Here is a 24,625-nt window from a genome sequence, read left to right as displayed (position 1 = left end):
TTTTAAAGCGTTGTAGGACATACATAGTCCGTTAGCTCGAAACCAGAATCCTTCATTTCAGCAAATCCACCGGCAATATCCACCAAATTGTGTATACCCCTACTTTTTAAGATAGAAGCCGCTATTACGGACCTATACCCTCCTGCACAATGCACGTAAAAGGTATCCTCTTTGGGGAACTCCGCCATATGGTCATTTAAGAAATCCAATGGCGTATTATTTGCATTTTCCATGTGTTCGGAAAGATATTCGGATTCCTTACGAACGTCAAAAACCGGAATTTCTTTATTATTTAAGGTGTCCTTCAAATCCTTTGCTGCAATGGAAGTAATCGTATCGTATTCTTTTCCTGATGCTTTCCAGGCCTTAAAACTCCCTTTTAAATAACCTACAGTTGCATCAAAGCCTACCCTGGATAACCTTATTATGGCTTCTTCCTCCCTACCTTCGGGTGTTACCAATAATATAGGTTGCTTGGTATCGGCGATAAGAGCACCTACCCAAGGGGCAAAACTACCATCCAAACCAATGAAGATCGATCTCGGAACATAACCCTCAACAAAATCGTCCTGATGCCTTACATCCAAGATTATGGCATCTGTTGCATTGGCGGCCTCTTCAAAGTCATCGGGAGACAAAGCCGTTGTTCCTCTTTCCAAAATTTCCCCAATATCTTCGTACCCTTCTTTGTTCATCTTTACATTAAGTGGAAAATATTTTGGAGGGGGCAAAAGACCTTCCGTAACCTCCTTAACAAATTCCTCCTTGGTCATATTGGCACGAAGGGCGTAATTCATTTTCTTTTGATTTCCCAAGGTGTCCACAGTTTCCTTCATCATGTTCTTACCACAGGCAGAACCAGCTCCGTGGGCTGGATAAACCACCACATCATCCGACAAAGGCATAATTTTATTTCTAAGACTATCAAACAATAAACCCGCCAAATCCTCTTGGGTCATATTGGCTGCTTTTTGTGCCAGATCCGGTCTACCTACATCCCCCAAAAACAAAGTGTCCCCTGAAAATATGGCATAATCCTTACCTTTTTCATCCCTTAATAAATAGGTAGTACTTTCCATAGTATGCCCGGGAGTATGCAATGCTTTAATGGTGATATAGCCAAGCTTAAACTCCTGACCATCCTTAGCTATAATAGCTTCAAAAGAAGGATTGGCCGAGGGGCCGTAAACTATTGGGGCCCCCGTTTCCTTTGACAAAGTAACGTGACCACTGACAAAATCTGCGTGAAAATGGGTTTCGAAAATATATTTTATGGAGGCATTATCTGCCTTGGCCCTTTTTAAATAAGGTTCTACCTCACGTAAAGGATCAATTATAGCTACTTCTCCATTACTTTCTATGTAATATGCCCCCTGTGCTAAACATCCTGTATATATCTGTTCTATTTTCATATTCTTAATTTTTTGTGATCTGATTACAATAAAATAATCAAAATATTTTTAATTGGAAAATCACTTTTAGAAAGGTAAATAATCCATTCCTGTGCGTCTGCAACATTAGTTACTTAGGTTCTGATGCGCTATTTTTTCCCTTAAACTTGTTGTGGTATTGGGATCGTCATAATAAGCCACAGCTTCCTTTATTTTTACAAAAAGATACTTTTTGTCTAGGCAATTAACGATTCCGCTTTCAAATATAATGTCTCTTGTAGGGCCTATAGCTCCCGCTATGTAGAACTGAAGATTCATTTCGTGAATCTCGTCTATAACGCTCATTAACATTGTGGAAGCGGTAGAATCTATATAATTGATTGCTTCGGCATTTAATATTACTGCTCTTAGACCTGGACCCTTGGCTTTAATATATTTAAAGAGTTGACTTTTGAAATAGGCCGAATTCCCGAAATACAATTGGGAATCGAACCGGACAATTAAGAGATCAGGTCTAACCTCAACTTCTGGCCCGAAACGTTCAATATTTTTGTAATAGTCGGAACCTTTTATATTTCCCAACACCGCGAAATGTGGCTTGGAAGTTCTGTATACCATCAATAACAAAGACAATAATACTCCAATCAATATTCCTTCCACTATACCAATGGACAGTGTAATCAAGAAAGTGATCAAGAGCACCATGAACTCATCCTTGCTCTGTTCCCATAATTTTTTTGGGTAAGAAATATCTATTAATCCAAATACGGAAACCATAATAATTGAAGCCAATGCAGCCTTGGGTAAATTGTAAAATAATGGGGTTAGAAATAAAAGGGTAAGAGCCACCATAATAACGCTTATTATTGAAGCTATAGTGGTCTTGGCACCGGCTTCGTAATTGATGGCCGATCTGGAAAAACTGGCTGTAACAGAGTACGACTGGAAAAATGACCCCAACATATTTGAAGCTCCCAATGCTATCAACTCTTGATTGGGTTCTATAGTTTCTACCTTATTTTTCTCCTCAAAAGCCCTACCAATGGAGATAGCCTCCAAATACCCTACTAAAGCCAGTGTAAGCGCTATGGGCCAAATATCCTTGATTTTTTCAAAACTAAAATTATGGATCTTAAATGATGGCAAGCCCGCAGGTACTTCTCCCACTACCTGAACATCATAGGCTTCCAAGTTAAAAAAGTAAACGGCCAGACTGCTCAATACCACTACCAGTAGGATTGCCGGAAATTTTTTAAACCATGTCCTAAAAGAGACAATAATTAGTATACCAATAATCCCGATTCCAAAATCATAAACATTGGTTTCCATAATATGTTGAAAAGCGTTTATTACCAATCGATGAAATTGATTGCTACTGACAATATCTGCGCCCAATAAATGTTTTAACTGACTAAAAATAATGATTACTGCTGCGGCCGAGGTAAATCCACTAATTACCGGTCTGGACATAAAATTCACCAAAAAACCCATACGAAAAAACCCTAACAACATCTGAAAAGCCCCTATCATAAATGCTAGGAACAACGCCATTGTAATGTAGTTCTCAACACCCGAAATAGCCAGGGTTCCCAATCCGGCAGCGACCAAAAGCGAATCCATTGCAACTGGGCCAACAGCGATTTGCCTTGAAGTGCCCAAAAAAGCATATGCCAAAATAGGAAACAAGGAAGCATATAGGCCGTAAACCGGAGGTAGTCCGGCAATCATGGCATAGGCCATACCTTGGGGAATTAAAATTATACCCACGGTTATCCCGGCCACCAAATCTTTTCCAAAAAAGTTTTTGTTGTATTTTGGAAACCAATCCAAAAAAGGTAAATATCTCCTCATTCACCAAATTTAATGTTAAATACCTAATTTGTGTGTAACGATGGTTACAGAAAATAAACTGAAAAAATCTATTCCTTCATAAATATTGGATATTAATAAAATTTAAATAATTTATCTTGTGCCTTAAAATCACTTAAATCCATATAATATGCAAAAACTCCCTGCTGTCTTCGGTTGCCTCATCTTAGCAATTCTACTTTCTCAGTGCAGTACCGTAAAATCTGTTTCCCAAGAAAATAATGACGGTTGGATTTCCATGTTCAATGGTAAGGATATTAATGATTGGACCACTAAAATACACCATTATGAGGTTGGGGATAATTACGGAGATACCTTTAGAGTGGAGGATAGTATCGTTAAAGTACGTTATGACAAATATGAGGGAGATTTTAACGAGAGGTATGGGCACCTTTACTATAACACCCCTTATTCTTACTACCATTTTGTAGTGGAATATCGTTTTGTGGGAGAATTGCACCCAGGCGCACCCAGCTACACCATAAAGAATAGCGGTGTAATGTTCCATTCCCAAGACCCAAGGACCATGCCCAAGGAGCAAGACTGGCCTATTTCAGTGGAATTACAGTTATTGGCAGGATTGGAAGAAGGAAAATCAAGGCCCACAGGAAATATGTGTTCCCCGGGTACGGATGTGGTTTACGAAGGTAAAATTGATCCTAGACATTGTATCAATTCTTCTTCCGAAACTTATTATGGAGATCAATGGGTACGTGCCGAGGCCATTGTTTTAGGAGATTCCATAGTAACCCACATTATTAATGGCGACCAAGTGTTACAATACACAAAACCGCAAATTGGAGGGGGTGTAGCCAATCGCTACGACCCGGAAATTAAAATTGATGGCAAATTGTTAAAGGAAGGTTTTATCGCCTTGCAGGCGGAAGGACAGCCAATAGATTTTAGAAAAGTGGAAATAAAAAACCTAAAGGGATGTATGGATCCCAAAGCCACAAATTACCGAAAGTACTACGTTAAATCGGACCCCGAGGATTGCAAGTACAACTAATTTCACTGTTAAATTAAGCTATTGAATGTCTCCCCCAACTGGCAACCCACTGGGAACCCTTTCTGGAATTTCCTTGTCAAAATTGTCGTCGTTAAGGGTGTTTAAAAAGGATGTAATTAAGGACATATCCTTAACGCTGAGTTGAAGTTCCCTAACAAAGGGATCGAACATTTCCTTTGATACTGAGGGATTTCTTGTTTTCCCAAAGGAGATATCCTCATAAAATTCCAATACCTGTTTTAAATTTTGGAAAGCTCCATTGTGCATATAGGGAGCTGTAAAACGCAAATTTCTGAGTGAGGCCGTTCTAAATGCGAAACTTTCCTCAAATCCACTATCGGGTTCTGGCACTTTATTATTTTCCGGCACTCCCAATACATGCAATTTATAGTCCGAAAACATAGGTCCATTATGGCAATTTATACAACCCACGGATTTAAAAAGTTCAAAACCTTCTTTTTCAGAATGGGAGATGGCGTTTACATCACCGGCCATGTATTGGTCAAAACGGGAATTGTTGGCGACCAAAGTCCTTTCAAAAGCCGCAATCGCCTTTCCTATTTGAACACTATCTATTGGTGTGCCCGGGCCAAAAGCATCTGCGAAAAGATTTTTATATTCAGGAATAGATTGAAGCCTCATTGCCACTTCCGTCAAAATTTGTGACTTGGAAAAATGTAGACCTCTCATTTCCTCCATGGTCTTAATGGGTTCCAAGGCCTGCTTTTCCAAACTCTTTACCCGGTCGTCCCAAAACATGGGAGCATTTTCCGGATTATAATCATCCTTTCCATGAATCCCATTAAATGCGGTGTTTAAAATAGTAGGAGAATTACGTTTCATTAAGGGAATGTTATTGGGCTGCCTAAAAACCCTTTTACTACCCAACCCCTTACCATTACTGCCAATGGAAAGATCTAAGAACTCGGCATATCCAGTAGCGGGATGGTGGCAACTTGAACAGGCAATATCCTTGCCTCCTGAAAGAATGGGGTCATAAAACAATAGTTTCCCCAAAAGTTCCTTCTCCTTGGAACTTAGATTGTCAATGGGTGTTTTAATACTCTTTGGCAAGGCGGCAACCTTGGCCATTTCCTTAGGTTTTGCAATATCCCTAGGCTTATCTATTGTAGAATTGCCACAACCCGCCAGTAATATGGACAGGAATATGACGTACTTACAAAAATAAATCCTCATAAGTCTTTATATTAACTAGTCAAGTTCTGCGCTTAATATCCTCAATAACAAACACTAAATTCATAAAATCTATAAATCCAACACTCTTATTTGATTTCTATAAAGTTTTATTTTGCCTTCGTTTTCCATTTTTTTCAATAGTCGTGACACCACCACTCGCGAGGTGTGAAGGTCGTAGGCAATTTCTTGATGTGTGGCGTACAATAGGTCGTCATGGGTAACTTTGGCCTTATCCTGTAAATGCTTCAGTAATCTTTCGTCCATTCTAAGAAAAGCAAGGGTATCTATAGTCTCCATTAGCTCCATCATCCGTGCATTGTAGCTCTCAAGGATAAACTGCTGCCAAGTTTTATATTTACCCATCCAAGTTTCCATATAGCCCACTGGAATCATCAACAATTCGGTATCGGTTTCCGCAACTGCCCTTATTCCACTTTTTTTGTTTCCCATGCAACAAGAAAAAGTCATGGCACAAGTGTCCCCTTTTTCAACGAAGTACAACAACAGTTCATTTCCCTCATCATCTTCCCTTAGAACCTTGATAGCTCCGCTCAGCAACAATGGCATGGACTTAATGTTATCACCTATTTCCATTAGAGTTTGGCCTTGACTAACTTTTCTATAGCTGCCAACACTCCTAATTTCCTCTAACAACTCTGGTTCAAAAAGATAACCATAATGTAATTGCAATGCTTCTGTCATTCTTACCTTATCAAATATTAGGTTGTATCATTACCGAAAAAATCTTTTCCAACTTGTCCAATTTTAGAAATCCGGTATGCAGTTCTTCCTGGTTTACCGCGTAGGGGTAAAAGGATATAGGTTCTATGCACAACATATTGGACACCTCTGTCCATAACATAAAATTCCCAAAACCTTCCGTTTTTATGTTAAGTTCCCCATTATCCAATAAGGTAATGGATTTGCATTCCAAAATGGGCAGTGCCCTACTTCCAACGTCAAGGACCTCTTGCAAAGATATTGTTCTTTCTCCCGTTTGTATCGTTACATTTTCGGAATGTAACTTAAAGGCGGGATGGTATCCCAACATAAAAGGCATTCCCTCTTCACCTGTAATCCTAAATTGAACTTTAAGTCCCTTTTCTAAAATTTCGTAGGATTTTTTGAATTCGAAACTATAGGGCCATGACAAATATTCTTCCGTGGATTTCACAGGAAATTTGGAGTTTTTTATTTGGGTCCCGGAAACATATTTTTTACTAAAGACTACTTTCCCTTTGGTTTGGGAAACAAGTTCATATTCCATTTCCCGCAATAGGCCATGTTGATCTTGTACCGCAGTTCCTTTTGGGGTTGTAACTCTAAAATTTGCCTCGTTGGTAGGACCTATTACAGGAAACATTTCGGTATCCGAATTTCGCCATCCCGGGCTGCCCTTTTGGTGAATATATTCATGACCACCCACTTCATAGCCTACCAACTCACCAGCATCGATTCTCACTGTTTGATTATGTAGTTCCAAATTCACCATGTAATTTTACTTTTTATCTGAAATTCATCAATTTGTAGTCTTCGGAAGACCTATAACAATATCCAAAATTACTATTCGAATTGTATGGCTTTTACCGGAGAAATTTTAGTAATAATATAAGACGGTAAAAGCAACATCAATAGACATAAAACCAACACACCAAGATTAAGGAACAATACCGTTAAAACATCAATGTGCACAGGAATATAATCTATATAATATTCCTTTGGGTTTGGAAACTTAAACATACGAAATTTATACTGCAACCCAATGATACCCAATCCAATGATATTACCCAACAACAGCCCAACGCCAATCAAATAAGTAGCATTGTACAAGAATATCTTACGTATACTCCAATTGGACGACCCCAAGGCTTTTAAAATCCCTATCATCTGGGTCCGCTCCAAAATTAAAACTAGTAGTGCAGTAATCATGTTAATACCTCCCACAATGATCATTATACCTATGATCAGTGCTATATTAAAATCGAACAGACCGAGCCACTCAAAAATCCTATAGTACTTGTCCTTTATGGTCTGGGTATCCAGACTGGACAAGGTTTTCCCATAAATTTCGTTGGCCTTATTGTCTATTTCATCAAAATTATCGACAAATATTTCAAAGTTTCCCACTTCATTATCCGCCCATTTATTCATATGCTGTATATGGCGCAGATCGATAAAAATATAGGAACCATCAAGCTCTTCAAAACCACTGTCGTAGATACCTGTTATCTTAAATTTTCTTTGATTTGGGAGTTTGGATTCATCATCTTCCTTAAAGAAAATTGCAACGAACGAATCCCCCGTTTTCAGTTTTAGTCGGTTGGCCAAAACCCGTGATATCAAAGTCTCATCATTTACCTCTCCCATAAAATTGGGCAAGGTCCCATCCACCAAAAACTCTTCAAAAACCTTCCAATTATAATCTGTCCCAACCCCTTTGGCTATAACCCCTTCAAAAGTTTCCTCCGTTCTTATTATTCCAGCCTTGGTGGCCACCGCCTGGATATGCTGTATACCACTGACCGATTTAAATTCTGGATAAAAATCTTGATCCAGGGAAACAGGGACCATAGACACATCGGATGTGTTGTTGTCGTAGTTATATATTTGAATATGACCATTAAAGGCCGCAATTTTTTCGCGAATCTTGTGTTTTAATCCAACTCCGGTCGAAATGGCCACCAACATCATTATTACACCCAATGAAATTGCCGCAATAGCTATTTTTATTATTGGTGCAGATATACTAATTTTATGCTCCTTACCTGTAACAAGGCGCTTGGCAATAAAAAATTCTAAATTCAATTTATGGCAGTTTTTTCCGTTTTCAAAAATACAGTTTTATTATTGTTTTTTATACTTTCTTCTTGTGGAAACCCCTCCAAAGCACATAATAAGGCACCTGATTCCAAAGTTGCACAAGATACCATTGCCGCCGATTTACCCATAAATATTGCCGCCAACAGAACCGAAACTTATCTACCCTTGCTACAAGGAAAAAAAGTGGGTATTGTAGCCAATCAGACCAGTGTTATCTTTAAGGATACCCAACCCTTATCCTTTACCCATATTGTAGATTCGCTATTAGCGCATAACATAGCCATTAAACAAGTATTTGCCCCAGAGCACGGGTTTCGGGGCGAGGCAGATGCAGGTGAAAAGGTAAGCGACGGCAAAGACGAAAAAACAGGACTCCCCATAATTTCCTTGTACGGAAAAAATCGCAAGCCCTCCAATGAACAATTGAAAAATATTGATATTGTGCTGTTTGACATTCAGGATGTAGGGGTGCGATTTTACACCTATATAGCTACCATGCAATTGGTCATGGAGGCATGCGCTATAAACAACATTCCTGTAATTGTCTTGGATAGGCCAAATCCGAACGCACATTATGTGGATGGTCCTACCATGGAAACCGAACACAGAGGTTTCTTGGGAATGACCAATATTCCTTTGGTATATGGTATGACCATTGGTGAATATGCCAATATGATCAATCAAGAAGGTTGGCTGGAGAACAAGGTTGTAGCAGACCTAACCGTTATTCCTATGGAGCACTACGATCATCACAAAGATTATATATTACCTATTAGACCATCTCCCAACCTACCCAACAATACCTCAATATATCTTTACCCAAGTTTGGGATTATTTGAAGGCACCAATGTTAATGCAGGCCGTGGAACCGAATTTCAATTTCAGCGCTATGGCGCTCCCTTTATGGACAGTACCAAATACAATTTTAAATATACACCTACCCCAAATTTTGGATCTAAAGACCCAAAACATAATGGTGAAATTTGTTTCGGTAAAGACCTGTCAAAGACTCCAAAAAAGGATACCGTGGATTTGGATTATATACTGGACGCCTATGGGAATACCAAAGATAAGAGCCTGTTCTTTAACACTAATGGCTTTACCAAACATGCAGGGACTGCAGACTTACAAAAGCAGATAGAAGCCGGACTTTCCCAAAAGGAAATTAAGAAAACTTGGCAAAACGACATTAGCCGTTTCAAAAAAATAAGGGCTAAATACCTGATTTACAATTAAGGCGTGGATTCTAAATCAATTTTTTCCGGAGATTTATAGCGCTTAAAAGGAATTTTCAATAAAGCTCCTATATCAGAATTCTCCTTTTCATTGGGATAGGTATCCACTCCATACACTATTTGGTGATTGGGTAATTTCAGGAAAGTACCAAAAAGACGGTCCCAAATTGAAAAAATATTGCCATAATTACTATCCGTGTAGGGTAATTTATAATGATGGTGCACTTTGTGCATATCCGGTGAGACAATTACCCAACTCAATACATCATCCACTCTTTTGGGCAGTGAAATATTGGCATGGTTAAATTGCGACAAAACAACTGAAAGTGCTTGATATATCATAATTACGGCCACTGGAGCCCCAACCACAAAAGTCCCAAAGCAGGTAAATGCAAAGCGGACCAAGCTTTCTCCTGGGTGGTGCCTATTGGCAGTAGTAGTGTCTACCTCGTGATCGGTATGATGAATAAGATGAAAGCCCCATAGCACTTTAACCTTGTGCTCTACCCAATGGGCCAACCATGCACTTAGTAAATCCAACAACATTACCCCCACCAATACCTTTAGCCATATGGGCATAATGGGCAACCAATTCAGCACGCCAAAATCATTGGCTATGGTCCAATCACTTGTTTTTAAGAGTAAAAAAGCCAATGGAAAATTTACAAGGATGGTAGTAATTGTAAAAAAAATATTAATCCAGGCATGTCTTATCTTACTGTATTTTAATTGAAACAAGGGAATAATGTACTCCAATATCCAAAAAAAGGCTATCCCGGAAACCAAAATGATACTTCGGTGTGCAGTAGGTATAGTTTCAAAATAAGTATAAATGGACTCCATCTTATAAATTTACAAAATAGTTACCGGGTATTAAATGCAAAAAATTGATTTGGATGATTACCAAATACCAGTATTAATAAACCCATCTATTTAAGATGTATTAATTTTTTCATTTCTTCTACAATATTATATGCCGCAGGGCAAATTGCCACGTTTTTTAGGGTAAGATGACTAATTTGCTGAAACTTTTTTCTGTCGGTGTGGGGAAATTCGCGACAGGCCTTGGGTCTTACATCATAGATGGAGCAGTAATTTTCCGCGTCCAAAAAGGTACAGGGAACCCCTTGCAACACATAATCATTATCCTCGTCCAACCTCAAAAATTGGTCTATAAATTTTTGGGGCTTCATTCTAAAATGCTTGGATATGCGTTCCACATCCGCATTGGTAAATAGGGGCCCCGTGGTCTTACAACAATTGGCGCAGCTTAGACAATCCGTCTTTTTAAACTCGGCATCGTGCAAGTCCTGCATAATATAATCAAAATCCTTAGGTGGTTTACGCTTTAGTTTCCCAAAGAATTTCTTATTCTCATTATGCTTCTCCTGTGCAAGTTTGGGAAGTTGCTTAATTACCTCATCCATTGTAGAATAAACTTTTAAAAGTTGGTTAAAAGTCTCACATTTGCATGTAAATAACAAATTTATATGGCTAAGGACATTTTGGGCAATGCACTCTTAGATTATCAATCAGGGAATTATACTGAAGATATCAAGACATATTCTTCCTTGGATGAAGAGGATCTTATTCCTGTCCCCTACTTATTTAGGGACTTTAAAAAAATGCCCCCTTTGGAACAAAAAGCCCTGAAACTTTGCAAAGGCAGCGTTCTGGACATAGGTTGTGGGGCAGGTAGTCATAGTCTTTATTTACAAAAAAAAGGATTCTCGGTTACGGCCTTGGACAATTCACCTGGAGCTATTGATACCTGTAAGCAAAGGGGATTGGAGCAAACAGTATTATCTGGCATCCACGATTTTAGCCCTCAGAAATACGACACCCTTCTTATGCTTATGAACGGAATAGGCATTGTTGGAAAGTTAAAAAACATCGACTCCTTTTTTACACATTTAAAATCGCTCTTAAAGCCTAACGGGCAGATTCTTTTGGATTCCAGCGATATAATCTATATGTATGATGAAGATGAAGATGGAGGATACTGGATTCCCGACGACCAAAGTTATTATGGGGAAGTGACCTTTGAAATGGAATACAAAGGTGAGAAAAGTGAACCCTTGGATTGGCTGTATCTGGATTATAACACCCTACAACGGGCCGCAAACGCCAATAACTTGGCCTGTGAACTTGTAAGCAAAGGAAAACATTACGACTATCTAGCTAAACTTATACAATTAAGGTAATACCTGTAGAAATTTGTCGTTATCTTTAAAGTAACATGCCCTTATTCCAAATTTATCGAAAATGAAGAAGCTATATATTTTGTTTTTCTTGACCTTTGCACTTATTCTAGGCTGTTCCAAGGACTCTAATGAAAGCGATACCCTAACGGTAGACAAGACAGCAAATTTAAAAGAAACAGGCGATTCGGCAAATGAATTCCTTTCCGCCTCCAAGTTTAAAAACTTAATGATCGAAATTGCCTATGTAACCAATTTTGCACCTACAGAAACGGCTGTTTCCAATTTTTTAGAACTTCTAAAAGAACGCACCCACAAGGATAATATTAGCATCATATATAAGGAATTGGAATCCCCACAAAAGGATAGCCTAACTGTGAGCGAAATAGATGATTTAGAAAAAGAAAATAGAACAATTTACAATAATGAAGACACCTTGGGGCTATACATCTATTTTACCGATGCGTCTTCCAGTGATGATAAGCCCGAAGAGGATCTGGTAACACTTGGGGCCGTTTACCGTAATACCTCCATGGTGATATTCGAAGCCACCATTAGAAATTTAGCCTCCAAGAGTTCCTTAATAAGTAACTCCACAGTAGAAACTGCCACTTTAAACCATGAGGCCGGTCATTTATTTGGATTGGTAAACCTAGGAACACCGTCTGTAAACGAACACGAAGACCCAGATGCCAAGAGCCATTGTAACGAACAGAATTGCCTAATGCGGGCAGAATTACAATTTGGCAGTGGAATGGCCAAAATGTTGACTGCAAAAGGTGGAGCGGTCCCCAATTTTGGCGTGGAATGTATTGCAGACCTTCAAGCCAATGGAGGCAAATAATTCTAATACGATAACCTATTATAAACAAATGAAAAAAATAATTACCACCACAAACGCACCTGCTCCGATAGGACCTTACAACCAAGCCGTACTAACAGGAAACACCTTGTATATCTCAGGGCAAATTCCTATAGACCCAAAAACTGGGGATTTAGTGTCAGGGGATATAAAAAAGGAAACTGAGCAATCCATGCAAAATTTAAAAGCCATTCTTACCGAAGCAGGAATGACTTTTGAAAATGTTGTTAAATCATCGATTTTTGTAAAGGATATGCACCAGTTTTCCCAAATAAATGAGGTATATGCTGCTTATTTTGATGCGGATACTGCTCCAGCTAGGGAAACTGTTGAAGTAGCAAATCTACCCAAGTTTGTAAACGTGGAAATATCTATGATCGCCGTTAAATAGTGCTTTTGTGAAATTCCACTAGACCTTCTATGGGTCTTTGTCTTATGACACCTAGAATTAAATCGTTTCTTTCAACAACTGTTGCTAGTTCCTCACGCAAGTAATAGGCTATACTGCCTACAAAACTAACAGGAACTTTTGTGGCCAATTCAAACTGCATTATGTAGTTATTTACAAACTGCTGAAAGCCTTTGTCTATAACCCCCCTGCAATAAGGATGATTCTTATTTTCAACGATGAATCTGGCAAAAGTGGCGAGATACGTATTGGGATTAGGTTGCTTGTATAAATTTTCCTTGATCACATCGGCATCCAGATTGTATTCCTTGGCAAACTTGGTCGCCAAATCCATTGGAATTTTATTAAAATAATAATCCCTGATCAATTTACGTCCAAAAAAGTTGCCACTACCATCATCCATAGGAATATACCCCAAAGAGGTAACCTTCTGATGTAATTGCTCACCATCGTAATAACTACAATTGGATCCAGTACCTAAAATACAAACTATTCCGTGCTGCCCTAATTTTGTAGTTGCAAATATTGCGGCATAGGTATCTTCCTTTACTTCCGCCTCTGCATTTGGGAAAAATTCGTTAAATATTTCGGTCAAGAATTTTTTCATCCTATCAGTACCGCAACCGGCCCCGTAGAAAAACAATTTAGTGACATTCTCCCTGTTCTTGGAAAGTTCAAAATTATTGGCCAAACGGTCTTCGATCACAGGACGGGTCAATACCTCAGGACTTAATCCCAAAGTTTGGGTCATGAATAACTGGTTACCCTCCTCATCCAAAGCAATCCAATCAGATTTTGTTGCGCCACTATCTACAATCAATATCATATAACAAGTTTATTAAGAAAGAATCCTGAAAATAAGCAAAATATCGCTCACTTTCAGGATTCATTAAATTATTACCCAATAAGATTATAATTTATGTATGTATTGTGCTAAGTCAACCAATTTATTGGAGTATCCAGACTCATTATCATACCAAGAAATAACTTTGAAGAATTTTGAATTCAATTCAATTCCAGCTCCTGCATCAAAAATACTGGTTCTTGCATCTCCAATAAAATCTTGGGAAACCACCGCTTCTTCGGTATATCCTAAAATTCCTTTTAATTCTCCTTCGGAAGCTGTTTTAAAAGCCTTCTTGATCTCTTCATAAGAAGTCTCCTTCTCCAAACGAACCGTTAAATCAACTACAGAAACATCGGCAGTTGGTACACGGAAGGCCATACCTGTCAATTTACCCAACAAAGATGGAATAACCTTGGTAACGGCTTTGGCCGCACCTGTTGAAGCAGGAATAATATTCAAAAGGGCACTTCTACCACCTCTCCAATCTTTTCTTGAAGGACCATCAACGGTCATCTGAGTAGCTGTTGTAGCGTGAACCGTAGTCATTAGGGCTTCTTCAATTCCAAAGCTATCGTTCAATACTTTCGCCATTGGAGCCAAACAGTTGGTAGTACAAGAAGCGTTTGAAACAATTTTATCCGATGCTTTTGCGTCTTTATGGTTAACACCCATTACAAACATAGGCGCATTGCTTGATGGAGCGGAAATAACCACTTTTTTAGCACCTCCGTCGATATGTGATTGCGCGGTTTCCAAAGTGGTAAAAATACCAGTACATTCGGCAACGATTTCTGCACCAACCTCATCCCACTTTAAATTTTTCGGATCTCTTTCAGCTGTAATTCTAACGGTTTTACCGTTTACGACCAAATTACCATCCTTTACTTCAACGGTACCGTTGAATTTTCCATGTACAGAATCATATTCCAACAAATAAGCTAGATGTTCTACATCCAACAAATCGTTAATAGCAACTACATCTACATTATCTCTTTCTACAGTAGCCCTGAAGACCAATCTTCCAATTCTACCGAAGCCGTTAATCCCTATTTTCAAGTTTGACATTTTCTTTGTTTTTAATGTTTAAAATTATGTTGTCATGATATCGGAAACTCGCATAAGCTCCTTATCAATTTTGGTATGTCCTTTTATTGCCTTACTAATAGGCGTTAGTGTTATGGTATTATCCTGAATACCCACCATTAGGTTAGTTTTTCCTTCCAACAATGCTTCAACTGCCTTTACGCCCATTCTACTGGCCAAAACACGGTCGAAACAAGATGGCGACCCCCCTCTTTGCATATGCCCCAATACGGATACACGAACATCATAGATTGGAAGGTGCTCTTCTACATATTCTTTAAGTTCAAAAACATTTTTACCAGTTTTATCCCCTTCGGCTACCACCACTATACTAGATGATTTTCCAGATTGCTTACTGCGTTTTAAAGATTCCAATAATCTTTCAAGACCAAGGTTTTCCTCTGGAATCAATATCTCTTCCGCTCCTGCACCAACACCTGCATTTAATGCGATATGGCCAACATCCCTTCCCATAACCTCTACGAAGAAAAGCCTATTATGTGAACTGGCCGTATCCCTAATTTTATCTATACATTCAACAGCCGTATTTAAAGCGGTATCAAATCCTAAGGTATATGTGGTACCAAAAATATCGTTGTCAATGGTACCCGGAATTCCAATTATTGGAAAATTAAACTCCTTATTAAAGGTCAGTGCTCCGGTAAAGCTACCGTCTCCACCAATAACTACAAAAGCATCTATCCCTGCAGCTATTAGTTGGTCATATGCTATTTGCCGGCCCTCTTTGGTCCTAAAAGGCATACAACGTGCCGACTTTAGAATAGTCCCTCCCTTATTAATTATGTTGTTTACGCTACGTGCGTCCATTACCTTAAAATCACCTTCCATCATGCCTTCATATCCTCTATAGATACCAACGCATTCTACTTTTAAATAAGCACATGTACGCACGACTGCCCTAATAGCAGCGTTCATTCCCGGTGAGTCTCCTCCTGATGTAAATACACCAATCTTTTTTATTGCTGAAGCCATAAAAATTTTAAAAGGCAAAACTAGCAAACTTATTTCAATAAATACGCGACTTTAGCTTTAATTTGACAATAGGTGCGGCACTAAAACGTTTGAGTTGAATATTTTCTTGTGAATTGTTAAATTCATAATCAATCTTTGGCAAAAAGTGATTTTTCCCTATTTGCCCAAAACAACTAAAACAGAGTCCAAATAACTATTTTTTCTTTCTTAGAATTTTAAGCAATAGCTCCTTAAAACTATTGAAATCTACCTGATAAGAGAGTCCAACACCTTGGGTATAGCCCTGACGATCTGCAAGAAATTGTTGAATTTCATTCTCCCTGTTGAATATTTTTGCGCTTAAGGTCCCTTCTTCGTTTAATAAAATCTGAACTTCCACATCCCCGGCAACAACAGTTTCCGTTACTCCACCTACCGGAACCCCTACCCTTCCGTTAAGAAGGACACGATCACTGATTTGGGTGGACAAGGTTACCCCCACTCTATTTTCCGTTTGTATGTCGGTACTCCTATCCAAAATACCTTGTTCATAGGACAACCCCAAATTCAGTTTATCGTTATCGCCTGCCAATAAGGAATTGAGTATACCCGAGGCAGATTGAAGAAGATTCCCTGTAACGGCTTGCTGATTGATACCTGTCTGGTCATTGACAAAAGAGCCTTGCGCCAATAAAAACAATGCGTTTCTTTCGGCAATCGTAGGATCCTGCAATCGATATTCCAATTCGGATTTAACAATGGAATTGGTCCCGGGAAAATCGATTCTCCAATCTATTATCGGACTTTCCAATTCGCCCGTAAGCCTTACAACCACATCTGTCGGTATTCGCCTGGTGTAGCCAGGATTATCCAGCAATGGAGCCGGATTTGCATTCAAGGAATAGACTGCTTCCATGTTTAGCTGTGCCGCTAAAGGTTCCCTTTCCCATGTAATGTTACCTCCTGGCTTAACTTTAAAGGTTTTATCCACTATGCCACCAAACTTATAACGAAACTGTCCAGTTACAACAACAAAATCTCCGTACATATTAAACTTTCCATTGGTGTTAATTTCAATAAACAAAATCCCAGCACCTGTACCCTTCAGGGAACTGCCGGTTTTGGTATCCACCACAATTTCAACCTCTGCATCAGGGGTAACATCCAGGTTAAAGGCCAGTTCAAGTCCCTCCACCTCTTTTAGAACCCGTTGCGCCGTATCCGTATTTTCCGGCTTTTTTCCAACGAAATTGATAAATGAAAAATCGCCAACACTAACTACATCACTAATTGGAATTTTTAATGAGGTTCCCCTTGCCGTTTCCCCGTCCACATTAATAGTAAGTGCATTGGTTGGCCCAAATATTCTTCCGGTGCCATTTAAATAACCAGCGCCATAGTACAATACTTCTTCCTTGAAGGGTGTATTCAGAATCAAGAAACGGTCATTATTGGTGTCAACATCCAAATCCAAACTCCAATTTCTAAAGAACTTATGTGTAATGGTCCCATCCAAGGTTGCTTTGGTGTTCATGGCCACATCGGTAAGTTTAATTTTCTGAAAATTAAAGGTTTGATTGGTCAACCTCACCTTGGAGAAGGGTGCAAAACTATAATCAACATTTAAATACGGAATTGCTATACCGGCATCATTTAAGGATAGCACACCACTCATATTGGGATTATTTATTGGCCCCTTTAATATGGCACTGCCTTGTAACAAACCTCTGATATTGGTGATAACGCCTTCGCCCAACGGACTAAATGGCTCCAAATTAAACTTGTTGAAATCTACAATAAGATTCGCTTGGGGAATCTCCTCCCGGTTGGAGATATTGCCGACAACACTAAGTTTTTCAAACCCCTTATCCACTAAGGAGGTATTCACGACAAAATCGGTCAAATCCCTATTGCCAACTATGCCAATGGACAGATCTCCCAAAGTAATATCGTTGACGCCAAAATTTTTAATGTTCAAATTTGAGGAAGGCAGATAAACATTGTCTTTCTGCAAAACGTTCAAGGTACCATTCACCTCCCCATGCAACTTTAGACTATCTATGGCGGGCGTTATCTTGCCCAAGGTTACAATTTTAAACTGAAGCTCAACATCCTTATATGTAGAATCGGCCAATTGACCTCTTAAACGAATTTGCTCCTCTTCATTATTGTTCATTACTATTTCCTCAATAGTAATACTATCCAAGGTTTTGTTGAGTATTACCTTGTTCTTATTATTTCCATCCTTGTTCAGTATCCATTTGTTCCCCTTGAAATTTATATCCGAAGTTTTTAATCCAATAACGGATTTGTTCTCCTTATTAAAAGTATGGTAGAAGTTCAGGTTATAGCTATCGTTATATTCGCTTCCCCCACGAAACTCCGTTCTAAAGAACAAGGTATCCTTCAAGGTTGTATTGATTAAATTAAAATCTTTTACATCATAGTAAGGGGTTGCGAGATCTCCGATGGAAACATAGGTATTAAACAAGGGGTTCTTATTGTCTATTTTTACATCTATACTATCCAATTCATTCCCATACGCAACTATACTTGGCGATTTGAATGTCAGTTTAAAATCTCCCTCATCGGCAATGATGTTTCCTTTTATAAAAGTATTTGGGTCAAATTTCACCTCTGGAAAAAACACATCCACAATCTTGTTATAGATCTTAAAATTAAAGGCCAGTCTTTGATTTTCCGAAATATTGAAGGGTCTATAATTGGTGTAAATACTTCCCAAAGAGTTTTGAAGTAACCTTCCGAGTTCCTTAACCTTAAAATTGCCTTTCAAAAATCCGGTAATAATATCCGGGGAATTAATATCAATAATTCGTGTACTGTCATTTTCGAAGGTGGATGATACTATAAAATCCTCAAAGTAGTAGGTGTCATTTTTGTTCTGATAATTGGTTTTGGTAAACTTTATATCCCCTACAATATTATCCAAGGTATTTCCGGTAATATCCATATTAACATCCCCTTTAAATATGGACACACTATCATTTATAAAGTTTATATTTTTTAGATTCGCATAATCTACCGAGGCGATAAAATTGAAATTATTTCTATTCTCTGCAAAATCTGCCAAACCTTTAAAACTAAACTTAATATTTTCGTCCTTACACAGCAGGGAACCATCAAAAAGCTGTTCTTTTATAATCCCGGATACGCTGATATCCTTATAATCGTAGCCATTAAAATTCAAGGAATACACCTGCCCTATTACTTCGGTATTTAAGTATTCCATGACAACACCCTTACCCTCCACATTAAAATCTAGATTCGTAATGCCCACTTCTTTTCTGTCAATTAGATTTCCAAGATCAAAATCGATTAAAGAGACAAACCCTTTGTAGGAGGCATCGTCTATATGGTCAATATCGGTAAGCTCCAAATCTACATAGCTGCTCCCAATAAGGGTATTAATGTTGGCCTTGGCATTAATGGAAGATTCTGTAATAAGGGCGTCCCCACGTACAGTAAACTGTCCCAATTTCTGAATTGAGGTCGGCAATACATCCAAAATATTGGGTAACAATGCCCTGAGCTCATAATAGCTGGATGTAATATTTTTCATATTTGCCGTCAAGGCAAATCTACCATCCTTCGCAAACAAATTTTTAAAATTAAAGTCCCCACGGATACCTGTATTATCCATGGTTAAAAACAGGTCGTTGGTATTCAAATCGTTCAATACCCCATCTGCTATAGTGGAGAATGAAACAATTTTATCGCTCCCAAATTGATTATAAAGCAGGTTTACTTCATTTAAGGCCACGGTAGACTCAACGAATTCTGCATCAATTTTCACCTTGTTCAAGAAATCTCTAAAGTCTTCCCTATTATAATCGAATACTACTTTACCCAATAAATGGGACTGAGTGGTCTTAATACTTAATGAATCAAAACGCATTTGCTGTTTTGTATACTTAAATTCGGTAGCCATTTTTTCCACCACCACACCCCTAGAACTCCTAAAGGACATCTTCTCTATATTAGAATTTACGTCCGGGCCATTTATGGTAAATTCAGAGGCTGAAATGTTTAGATCGACAAAATTCAGCATTTCCGTAGTCTCTCGATTTTCGTCAATGAGCTTAAATTTACTATCCGTAATTTCGACATCTGCGGAAGAAAAATAAAATGGGGGTGCGCCAGGTTTTCGAGGCTTTTTATTGTCCAATTTGTCAATAAAAACCTCAAGATTGGTGTTTTTGTTATCCTGATAGGTTTTAAGCTTAAAATTGAGTCGCTCTATGGCAATATCGCCAAACTCCAGTTTACCATTCACCAAATTGCGAACATTTAGGATCGAAGTACTTAAATTATCTATATAGAATAACGTATCCTGTTTATAATCTTCAATATAAACCCCTTTCAAAGAGGTATCCCATGAAATTAAGGAAATCCTTAAGCGCTCAATATTAATATTAGTCCCAAATTCCTTATTGATCTCAGTAGTGGCAAACTTGGCAAAACGGGTCTGGACAAAAGGCAAGGAAAGTATTACACTACCCAAAACGCAAATAAGAATGAGCACCAAAAATACTCTGACTAGAATTTTTCTTAATTTTTTGATAGGGCTTTATGTTTTACCTTTGTACATTCAAATTTTATTCCAAACAACGTGGAAAATAAAACTATTTATATTCTTGCCATTGAGTCCTCCTGTGATGACACTTCTGCTGCGGTTTTATGCAACAATAAGACGCTTAGCAATGTTGTGGCCACGCAAAAAATACATGAGGAATATGGCGGGGTTGTACCCGAACTTGCCTCAAGGGCACACCAACAAAATATTGTCCCTGTCGTACACCAAGCGTTAGCCAAAGCAAATATCGATAAAAAACAGTTATCAGCCATAGCTTTTACACGTGGACCAGGACTTATGGGTTCTTTATTGGTTGGAACCTCCTTTGCCAAATCCCTGTCACTGGGATTGGACATTCCGTTAATAGAGGTAAACCATATGCAAGCCCATATTTTATCGCACTTTATTGAAGAAGAAAATTATAAAATACCTTCCTTCCCCTTTTTGGCAATGACCATTAGTGGAGGACATACGCAGATTGTACTGGTGAAGGATCATTTTGATATGGAAATTTTGGGAGAATCATTAGATGATGCTGTCGGGGAAGCTTATGACAAAAGTGCAAAAATATTGGGACTGCCCTATCCCGGGGGGCCATTGGTGGACAAATATGCACAATTGGGCAATCCTAAGGCATTTCCCTTTCCCAAACCTAAAGTGGACGGACTCAACTTTAGTTTTAGTGGATTAAAAACTAGTATACTCTACTTTATTCAGCGCGAAACAAAAAATAATCCCAACTTTATTTCCGAAAATCTGAACGACATATGTGCCTCAATCCAATATACCATTATCAATATTTTAATCGATAAATTAAAAAAGGCAGTAAAGCAAACAGGTATAAAACAAATAGCCATAGGTGGCGGAGTTTCGGCTAATTCAGGCATAAGACAGGCCCTAAAAAAAGGAGAGGAAAAATGGGGATGGACAACCTATATCCCCAAATTTGAATATTGTACGGATAATGCAGCCATGATCGGTATAGTTGGATATTTAAAATACAAGGAATTAAACTTTGTGGATCAAAGTGTTACCGCCAAGGCGAGATATGTAATCAATTAACAGGGTAAAAAGTTCAAGGCTCAAGGCTTACTTTAAACTTGCTCCCCATTTATTGGTCGTCAATCATTTTTTTAGATTTCGTATCTTGTAACTTTAAAATATTATGGCATACAACGAACAATTGGCTAAACGGATTAGGGCTAATTTTGAAATCCAATCAATATCTGTCCGATCGAACATTTCCGAAATGAAAATGTTTGGCGGTCTTGCCTTTTTATATAGTGGAAAAATGACCGTAGGAATCGTAAAGAACGACCTTATGGTAAGGGTTATTACCCCCAAAATGGAGAGAACTCTAAAATCCGAACACGTGAGACCCATGGATTTCACAAAACGCCCCATGAAAGAATTTATTTATGTTTCAAAAGAGGGAATTACCACAGAGGAACAGTTATTAAATTATATTGAATTAGGACTGGAACACGCCAAACAAAAATTAAACGAACTGTAAATTTCACCACTAGCGCATGCAACTTTTCTACCATCCCGAATTAGAAATCAACACGGACCAATTTATTTTTCCAACTGACGAAAGCAGGCATATATCCAAGGTACTGCGAAAAAAATCCGGTGACATCTTACGGATCACAAATGGTCAGGGCATTATTTTTGAGGCAGAAATACTGATCCCAGACCATAAAAAATGTACTGCTAAAATTATTTCCAAAACCCAAATACTGCCAAAACCATATCAACTTCATATGGTGGTGGCACCTACCAAACTGAACGATCGTTTCGAATGGTTTTTGGAAAAAGCCACAGAGATAGGTGTTCATGAAATCACACCCGTTATTTGCGACCATTCCGAAAGAAAAATAATTAAAATGGACCGTATGGAAAAGGTAATTCAATCGGCTATGAAACAATCCTTACAGGCTTACCTGCCAAAATTAAATGCAGCCATCCCCTTAAAGGAGTTCATTTCCCAACCAAAAAATGGGGAGCTCTACATAGCCCATTGCGAGGAAGATAAAAAAAAGGAATTATCCCATATTGCCGCCACCAAAAAAAATACCACAATTTTAATTGGCCCAGAAGGGGATTTCTCTCCTGAAGAGATACTATTGGCCCTAGAAAACGGATTTCAGGCTGTTGCCCTGGGTAACACCAGGTTGCGCACAGAAACCGCCGCCATTGTAGCCTGCACCGCCATGGCTATCATTAATTTGTAAAATGCGTTATAGCTTATTTTTTAAGAATACATATTAAATCTATAAGGGTCCAATAATACTATTTGTGAGCACACCTAATTTGACATACCCAGCCTTATACTTTTTTAACTCGTTAATATTCTTAAATTTGATTACTATAATTTTCCGCGATTACATGAAGCAGTTGGTTTCAATCCTTTTTATTTTCAATTTTTATGTGGCTACAACTTTACATGCCCAAGAAATTGCTATTTTAAAATACGGAGGTGGCGGTGATTGGTATGCCAATCCTACCGCACTTCCCAATCTTATAAAATTCTGTAACCAACAATTAAGGACTACTATTGATCCCAAACCGCAAACGGTAGAAGTAGGAAGCCCAAATATATTTCAATATCCCTTTTTACATATGACGGGACATGGAAACATATTTTTCTCTCAGGAGGAAGCAGAAAACCTAAGAACCTATTTATTAGCAGGAGGTTTTTTGCATATAGATGACAACTATGGAATGGAACCTTACCTACGCAAAGAACTGGCCAAAGTATTTCCAGACAAGGAGCTTACTGAACTAGGTGCCGACCACCCTATATTTGGGCAGCAATTCCAATTTCCCAAAGGATTGCCCAAGATACATGAACACGATGGCAAACGGCCCCAAGCGTTTGGAATCTTCCATCAAAACCGCCTCATTCTACTTTTTACATTTGAAAGCGATCTTGGTGACGGATGGGAAGACCCCGAAGTGCATAACGACCCTAAAGAGGTACGTTTAAAGGCTTTGCAAATGGGAGCTAATATAATCTCCTACGTTTTTAAAAGTTAAAATATGACATCAAAGACTATTGCCGAAGGTATTTTAAGGGCTCTTGGAATTGTTGTAGCGATTTTAATTCTTTTGATTTTCATGCAGAAAATTAGCGCTGTATTAATATACATTGCCATAGCGGCAGTGGCCAGCTTAATAGGACGGCCCATTGTTTTATTTTTTCGTCAGAAGTTAAAATTCAATAACACCATAGCTGTTATTATTACGATGGTATTCCTTGTTGGTATTGTTGCTGGGGTCATTGCCTTATTTGTCCCATTATTAATTCAACAGGGACAAAACTTATCCTTGCTCAACATAGATGCTTTACAGTTAAATTTAGAGGATTTGTACCGACAGCTTTTGGAATATTTTGGTGTTAGATCAGAAGATTTGGAACAAGGAATTAAAGATTCTCATTTGTTTTCTAACCTTAACTTTGGGATACTTCCAGATTTCCTGAACTCCATAATCGGGATATTGGGGAGTTTTAGCGTAGGACTGTTTTCTGTACTCTTTATTGCCTTCTTCTTTTTAAAGGACAGCAAGCTTTTTGAGGAATCCATACTCACCCTAATCCCTGATAACAAAGAAAATAGATTTCAACATTCTATGGAAACAATCAAAAATTTGCTTTCCCGATATTTTGTTGGTCTTGTGTTTCAAATCCTGATCTTGTTTGTAATTTATTCCATAGTACTATTCGTTTTTGGGATAGAAAACGCCATAGTGATCGCCTTCCTTTGCGCCCTTCTAAACCTTATTCCTTATATAGGCCCTATAATTGGGGGAATATTGATGGCCGTATTAACCATGACCAGCAATGTAGGCGCAGATTTTAGTACGGTGATTTTACCAAAAACTGGCTATGTAATGATAGGATTTATCGTTGGCCAATTGGTAGACAATTTTTTTTCCCAACCCTTTATTTTCTCAAGCAGTGTAAAGTCGCACCCTTTGGAAATTTTTCTGATCATTATTATTGGGGGATTGCTCCTAGGAGTTACAGGTATGATCATTGCAGTACCAGGATATACGGCTGTAAAGGTAATTTTAAAGGAATTTTTCGCCGAGAATAAAATTGTAAAATCCATTACAAAAAATTTATAAGTTCA

The 24,625-nt window shown here is 38.4% G+C and carries 22 protein-coding genes; 10 read left to right on the top strand and 12 right to left on the bottom strand.

Features of this window, described 5'->3' with window-relative positions; all coding sequences use genetic code 11:
* Nucleotides 1-2: 2 nt before the first annotated feature.
* Nucleotides 3-1,412, bottom strand: a complete 1,410-nt coding sequence (locus tag MWU78_RS04005) for an MBL fold metallo-hydrolase (protein ID WP_246995211.1) — start codon at nucleotides 1,410-1,412, stop codon at nucleotides 3-5.
* A gap of 105 nt (nucleotides 1,413-1,517) precedes the next feature.
* A complete protein-coding gene (gene sulP, locus MWU78_RS04000) occupies nucleotides 1,518-3,242 on the bottom strand; it encodes a sulfate permease (RefSeq protein WP_246995209.1) in 1,725 nt (574 codons plus the stop codon).
* Between the two features lie 148 nt (nucleotides 3,243-3,390).
* Between sulP and MWU78_RS03995 the strand changes: the two genes are divergently transcribed.
* On the top strand, nucleotides 3,391-4,269 hold the full coding sequence (locus MWU78_RS03995) for a DUF1080 domain-containing protein (RefSeq protein ID WP_246995207.1): 879 nt from the start codon (nucleotides 3,391-3,393) through the stop codon (nucleotides 4,267-4,269).
* A gap of 18 nt (nucleotides 4,270-4,287) precedes the next feature.
* Here MWU78_RS03995 and MWU78_RS03990 read toward each other — a convergent pair whose 3' ends face one another.
* From MWU78_RS03990 to MWU78_RS03975, 4 genes are all read right to left on the bottom strand, one after another.
* Nucleotides 4,288-5,466, bottom strand: coding sequence for a cytochrome c peroxidase (locus MWU78_RS03990; protein WP_246995205.1), 1,179 nt, complete (start codon nucleotides 5,464-5,466; stop codon nucleotides 4,288-4,290).
* 69 nt (nucleotides 5,467-5,535) lie between these two features.
* The gene (locus MWU78_RS03985) at nucleotides 5,536-6,168 is read right to left on the bottom strand and encodes a Crp/Fnr family transcriptional regulator (RefSeq protein WP_246995203.1); all 633 of its coding nucleotides are present in this window, start codon (nucleotides 6,166-6,168) and stop codon (nucleotides 5,536-5,538) included.
* A 10-nt stretch (nucleotides 6,169-6,178) separates the two neighbouring features.
* On the bottom strand, nucleotides 6,179-6,958 hold the full coding sequence (locus tag MWU78_RS03980) for an aldose 1-epimerase (protein ID WP_246995201.1): 780 nt from the start codon (nucleotides 6,956-6,958) through the stop codon (nucleotides 6,179-6,181).
* Between the two features lie 71 nt (nucleotides 6,959-7,029).
* Nucleotides 7,030-8,271 carry an FtsX-like permease family protein gene (locus tag MWU78_RS03975; RefSeq protein WP_246995199.1) on the bottom strand — a complete coding sequence of 414 codons (1,242 nt, stop codon included), beginning with the start codon at nucleotides 8,269-8,271 and terminating at the stop codon, nucleotides 7,030-7,032.
* A gap of 3 nt (nucleotides 8,272-8,274) precedes the next feature.
* Here MWU78_RS03975 and MWU78_RS03970 point away from each other — a divergent pair, with 3 nt between their 5' ends.
* Nucleotides 8,275-9,522: a DUF1343 domain-containing protein gene (locus MWU78_RS03970; RefSeq protein WP_246995197.1), complete on the top strand. Its 1,248-nt coding sequence runs from the start codon at nucleotides 8,275-8,277 to the stop codon at nucleotides 9,520-9,522.
* Here MWU78_RS03970 and MWU78_RS03965 read toward each other — a convergent pair.
* Nucleotides 9,519-10,364, bottom strand: coding sequence for a sterol desaturase family protein (locus MWU78_RS03965; protein WP_246995195.1), 846 nt, complete (start codon nucleotides 10,362-10,364; stop codon nucleotides 9,519-9,521). The genes MWU78_RS03970 and MWU78_RS03965 overlap by 4 nt on opposite strands.
* Before the next feature lie 86 nt (nucleotides 10,365-10,450).
* On the bottom strand, nucleotides 10,451-10,948 hold the full coding sequence (locus MWU78_RS03960) for a YkgJ family cysteine cluster protein (protein WP_246995193.1): 498 nt from the start codon (nucleotides 10,946-10,948) through the stop codon (nucleotides 10,451-10,453).
* Between the two features lie 63 nt (nucleotides 10,949-11,011).
* Here MWU78_RS03960 and MWU78_RS03955 point away from each other — a divergent pair, with 63 nt between their 5' ends.
* The 3 genes from MWU78_RS03955 (at nucleotide 11,012) to MWU78_RS03945 (ending at nucleotide 12,975) form a co-directional block, all read left to right on the top strand.
* Nucleotides 11,012-11,725 carry a methyltransferase domain-containing protein gene (locus MWU78_RS03955; RefSeq protein ID WP_246995191.1) on the top strand — a complete coding sequence of 238 codons (714 nt, stop codon included), beginning with the start codon at nucleotides 11,012-11,014 and terminating at the stop codon, nucleotides 11,723-11,725.
* Between the two features lie 61 nt (nucleotides 11,726-11,786).
* Entirely contained in the window at nucleotides 11,787-12,566 is a 780-nt protein-coding gene (locus MWU78_RS03950) for a hypothetical protein (RefSeq protein WP_246995189.1), read from the top strand.
* Between the two features lie 28 nt (nucleotides 12,567-12,594).
* Nucleotides 12,595-12,975, top strand: a complete 381-nt coding sequence (locus tag MWU78_RS03945; protein WP_246995187.1) for a RidA family protein — start codon at nucleotides 12,595-12,597, stop codon at nucleotides 12,973-12,975.
* On the opposite strand, the gene MWU78_RS03940 is transcribed toward MWU78_RS03945, so the two are convergent.
* The 4 genes from MWU78_RS03940 to MWU78_RS03925 all read right to left on the bottom strand — a co-directional run bounded on the left by MWU78_RS03940 (nucleotide 12,968) and on the right by MWU78_RS03925 (nucleotide 20,438).
* Nucleotides 12,968-13,819, bottom strand: coding sequence for an N-acetylglucosamine kinase (locus MWU78_RS03940; protein ID WP_246995185.1), 852 nt, complete (start codon nucleotides 13,817-13,819; stop codon nucleotides 12,968-12,970). The two genes, MWU78_RS03945 and MWU78_RS03940, sit on opposite strands and share 8 nt — an antisense overlap.
* Before the next feature lie 84 nt (nucleotides 13,820-13,903).
* A complete protein-coding gene (gap, locus tag MWU78_RS03935; protein WP_246995182.1) occupies nucleotides 13,904-14,905 on the bottom strand; it encodes a type I glyceraldehyde-3-phosphate dehydrogenase in 1,002 nt (333 codons plus the stop codon).
* 24 nt (nucleotides 14,906-14,929) lie between these two features.
* Nucleotides 14,930-15,916, bottom strand: coding sequence for a 6-phosphofructokinase (gene pfkA, locus MWU78_RS03930; protein WP_187586835.1), 987 nt, complete (start codon nucleotides 15,914-15,916; stop codon nucleotides 14,930-14,932).
* A gap of 193 nt (nucleotides 15,917-16,109) precedes the next feature.
* The gene (locus tag MWU78_RS03925) at nucleotides 16,110-20,438 is read right to left on the bottom strand and encodes a translocation/assembly module TamB domain-containing protein (RefSeq protein WP_348647054.1); all 4,329 of its coding nucleotides are present in this window, start codon (nucleotides 20,436-20,438) and stop codon (nucleotides 16,110-16,112) included.
* 87 nt (nucleotides 20,439-20,525) lie between these two features.
* Between MWU78_RS03925 and tsaD the strand changes: the two genes are divergently transcribed.
* The 5 genes from tsaD (at nucleotide 20,526) to MWU78_RS03900 (ending at nucleotide 24,620) form a co-directional block, all read left to right on the top strand.
* The gene (tsaD, locus tag MWU78_RS03920; RefSeq protein ID WP_246995179.1) at nucleotides 20,526-21,551 is read left to right on the top strand and encodes a tRNA (adenosine(37)-N6)-threonylcarbamoyltransferase complex transferase subunit TsaD; all 1,026 of its coding nucleotides are present in this window, start codon (nucleotides 20,526-20,528) and stop codon (nucleotides 21,549-21,551) included.
* 103 nt (nucleotides 21,552-21,654) lie between these two features.
* Entirely contained in the window at nucleotides 21,655-22,002 is a 348-nt protein-coding gene (locus MWU78_RS03915; protein ID WP_246995177.1) for a TfoX/Sxy family protein, read from the top strand.
* 16 nt (nucleotides 22,003-22,018) lie between these two features.
* Nucleotides 22,019-22,723, top strand: coding sequence for a 16S rRNA (uracil(1498)-N(3))-methyltransferase (locus MWU78_RS03910; protein ID WP_246995174.1), 705 nt, complete (start codon nucleotides 22,019-22,021; stop codon nucleotides 22,721-22,723).
* 154 nt (nucleotides 22,724-22,877) lie between these two features.
* Nucleotides 22,878-23,528 (top strand): DUF4159 domain-containing protein, encoded by a 651-nt coding sequence (locus MWU78_RS03905; protein ID WP_246995172.1) that lies wholly within the window; start codon nucleotides 22,878-22,880, stop codon nucleotides 23,526-23,528.
* Nucleotides 23,529-23,531: 3 nt separating this feature from the next.
* The gene (locus tag MWU78_RS03900; RefSeq protein WP_246995170.1) at nucleotides 23,532-24,620 is read left to right on the top strand and encodes an AI-2E family transporter; all 1,089 of its coding nucleotides are present in this window, start codon (nucleotides 23,532-23,534) and stop codon (nucleotides 24,618-24,620) included.
* The last annotated feature ends 5 nt before the right edge of the window (nucleotides 24,621-24,625 follow it).

Origin of the sequence: Arenibacter sp. F26102 (assembly GCF_023015865.1) — a bacterium.
GTDB lineage: Bacteria > Bacteroidota > Bacteroidia > Flavobacteriales > Flavobacteriaceae > Arenibacter.
This window is presented reverse-complemented; position numbering and strand designations above follow the sequence as displayed.

Excerpts from the sequence above, each read along its gene's own strand:
- MWU78_RS04005 (WP_246995211.1), bottom strand. The coding sequence starts at position 1,412 with ATGAAAATAGAACAGATATATACAGGATGTTTAGCACAGGGGGCATAT.
- sulP (WP_246995209.1), bottom strand. The coding sequence starts at position 3,242 with ATGAGGAGATATTTACCTTTTTTGGATTGGTTTCCAAAATACAACAAA.
- MWU78_RS03995 (WP_246995207.1), top strand. The coding sequence starts at position 3,391 with ATGCAAAAACTCCCTGCTGTCTTCGGTTGCCTCATCTTAGCAATTCTA.
- MWU78_RS03990 (WP_246995205.1), bottom strand. The coding sequence starts at position 5,466 with ATGAGGATTTATTTTTGTAAGTACGTCATATTCCTGTCCATATTACTG.
- MWU78_RS03985 (WP_246995203.1), bottom strand. The coding sequence starts at position 6,168 with ATGACAGAAGCATTGCAATTACATTATGGTTATCTTTTTGAACCAGAG.
- MWU78_RS03980 (WP_246995201.1), bottom strand. The coding sequence starts at position 6,958 with ATGGTGAATTTGGAACTACATAATCAAACAGTGAGAATCGATGCTGGT.
- MWU78_RS03970 (WP_246995197.1), top strand. The coding sequence starts at position 8,275 with ATGGCAGTTTTTTCCGTTTTCAAAAATACAGTTTTATTATTGTTTTTT.
- MWU78_RS03965 (WP_246995195.1), bottom strand. The coding sequence starts at position 10,364 with ATGGAGTCCATTTATACTTATTTTGAAACTATACCTACTGCACACCGA.
- MWU78_RS03960 (WP_246995193.1), bottom strand. The coding sequence starts at position 10,948 with ATGGATGAGGTAATTAAGCAACTTCCCAAACTTGCACAGGAGAAGCAT.
- MWU78_RS03955 (WP_246995191.1), top strand. The coding sequence starts at position 11,012 with ATGGCTAAGGACATTTTGGGCAATGCACTCTTAGATTATCAATCAGGG.
- MWU78_RS03950 (WP_246995189.1), top strand. The coding sequence starts at position 11,787 with ATGAAGAAGCTATATATTTTGTTTTTCTTGACCTTTGCACTTATTCTA.
- MWU78_RS03945 (WP_246995187.1), top strand. The coding sequence starts at position 12,595 with ATGAAAAAAATAATTACCACCACAAACGCACCTGCTCCGATAGGACCT.
- MWU78_RS03940 (WP_246995185.1), bottom strand. The coding sequence starts at position 13,819 with ATGATATTGATTGTAGATAGTGGCGCAACAAAATCTGATTGGATTGCT.
- gap (WP_246995182.1), bottom strand. The coding sequence starts at position 14,905 with ATGTCAAACTTGAAAATAGGGATTAACGGCTTCGGTAGAATTGGAAGA.
- pfkA (WP_187586835.1), bottom strand. The coding sequence starts at position 15,916 with ATGGCTTCAGCAATAAAAAAGATTGGTGTATTTACATCAGGAGGAGAC.
- MWU78_RS03915 (WP_246995177.1), top strand. The coding sequence starts at position 21,655 with ATGGCATACAACGAACAATTGGCTAAACGGATTAGGGCTAATTTTGAA.
- MWU78_RS03910 (WP_246995174.1), top strand. The coding sequence starts at position 22,019 with ATGCAACTTTTCTACCATCCCGAATTAGAAATCAACACGGACCAATTT.
- MWU78_RS03905 (WP_246995172.1), top strand. The coding sequence starts at position 22,878 with ATGAAGCAGTTGGTTTCAATCCTTTTTATTTTCAATTTTTATGTGGCT.
- MWU78_RS03900 (WP_246995170.1), top strand. The coding sequence starts at position 23,532 with ATGACATCAAAGACTATTGCCGAAGGTATTTTAAGGGCTCTTGGAATT.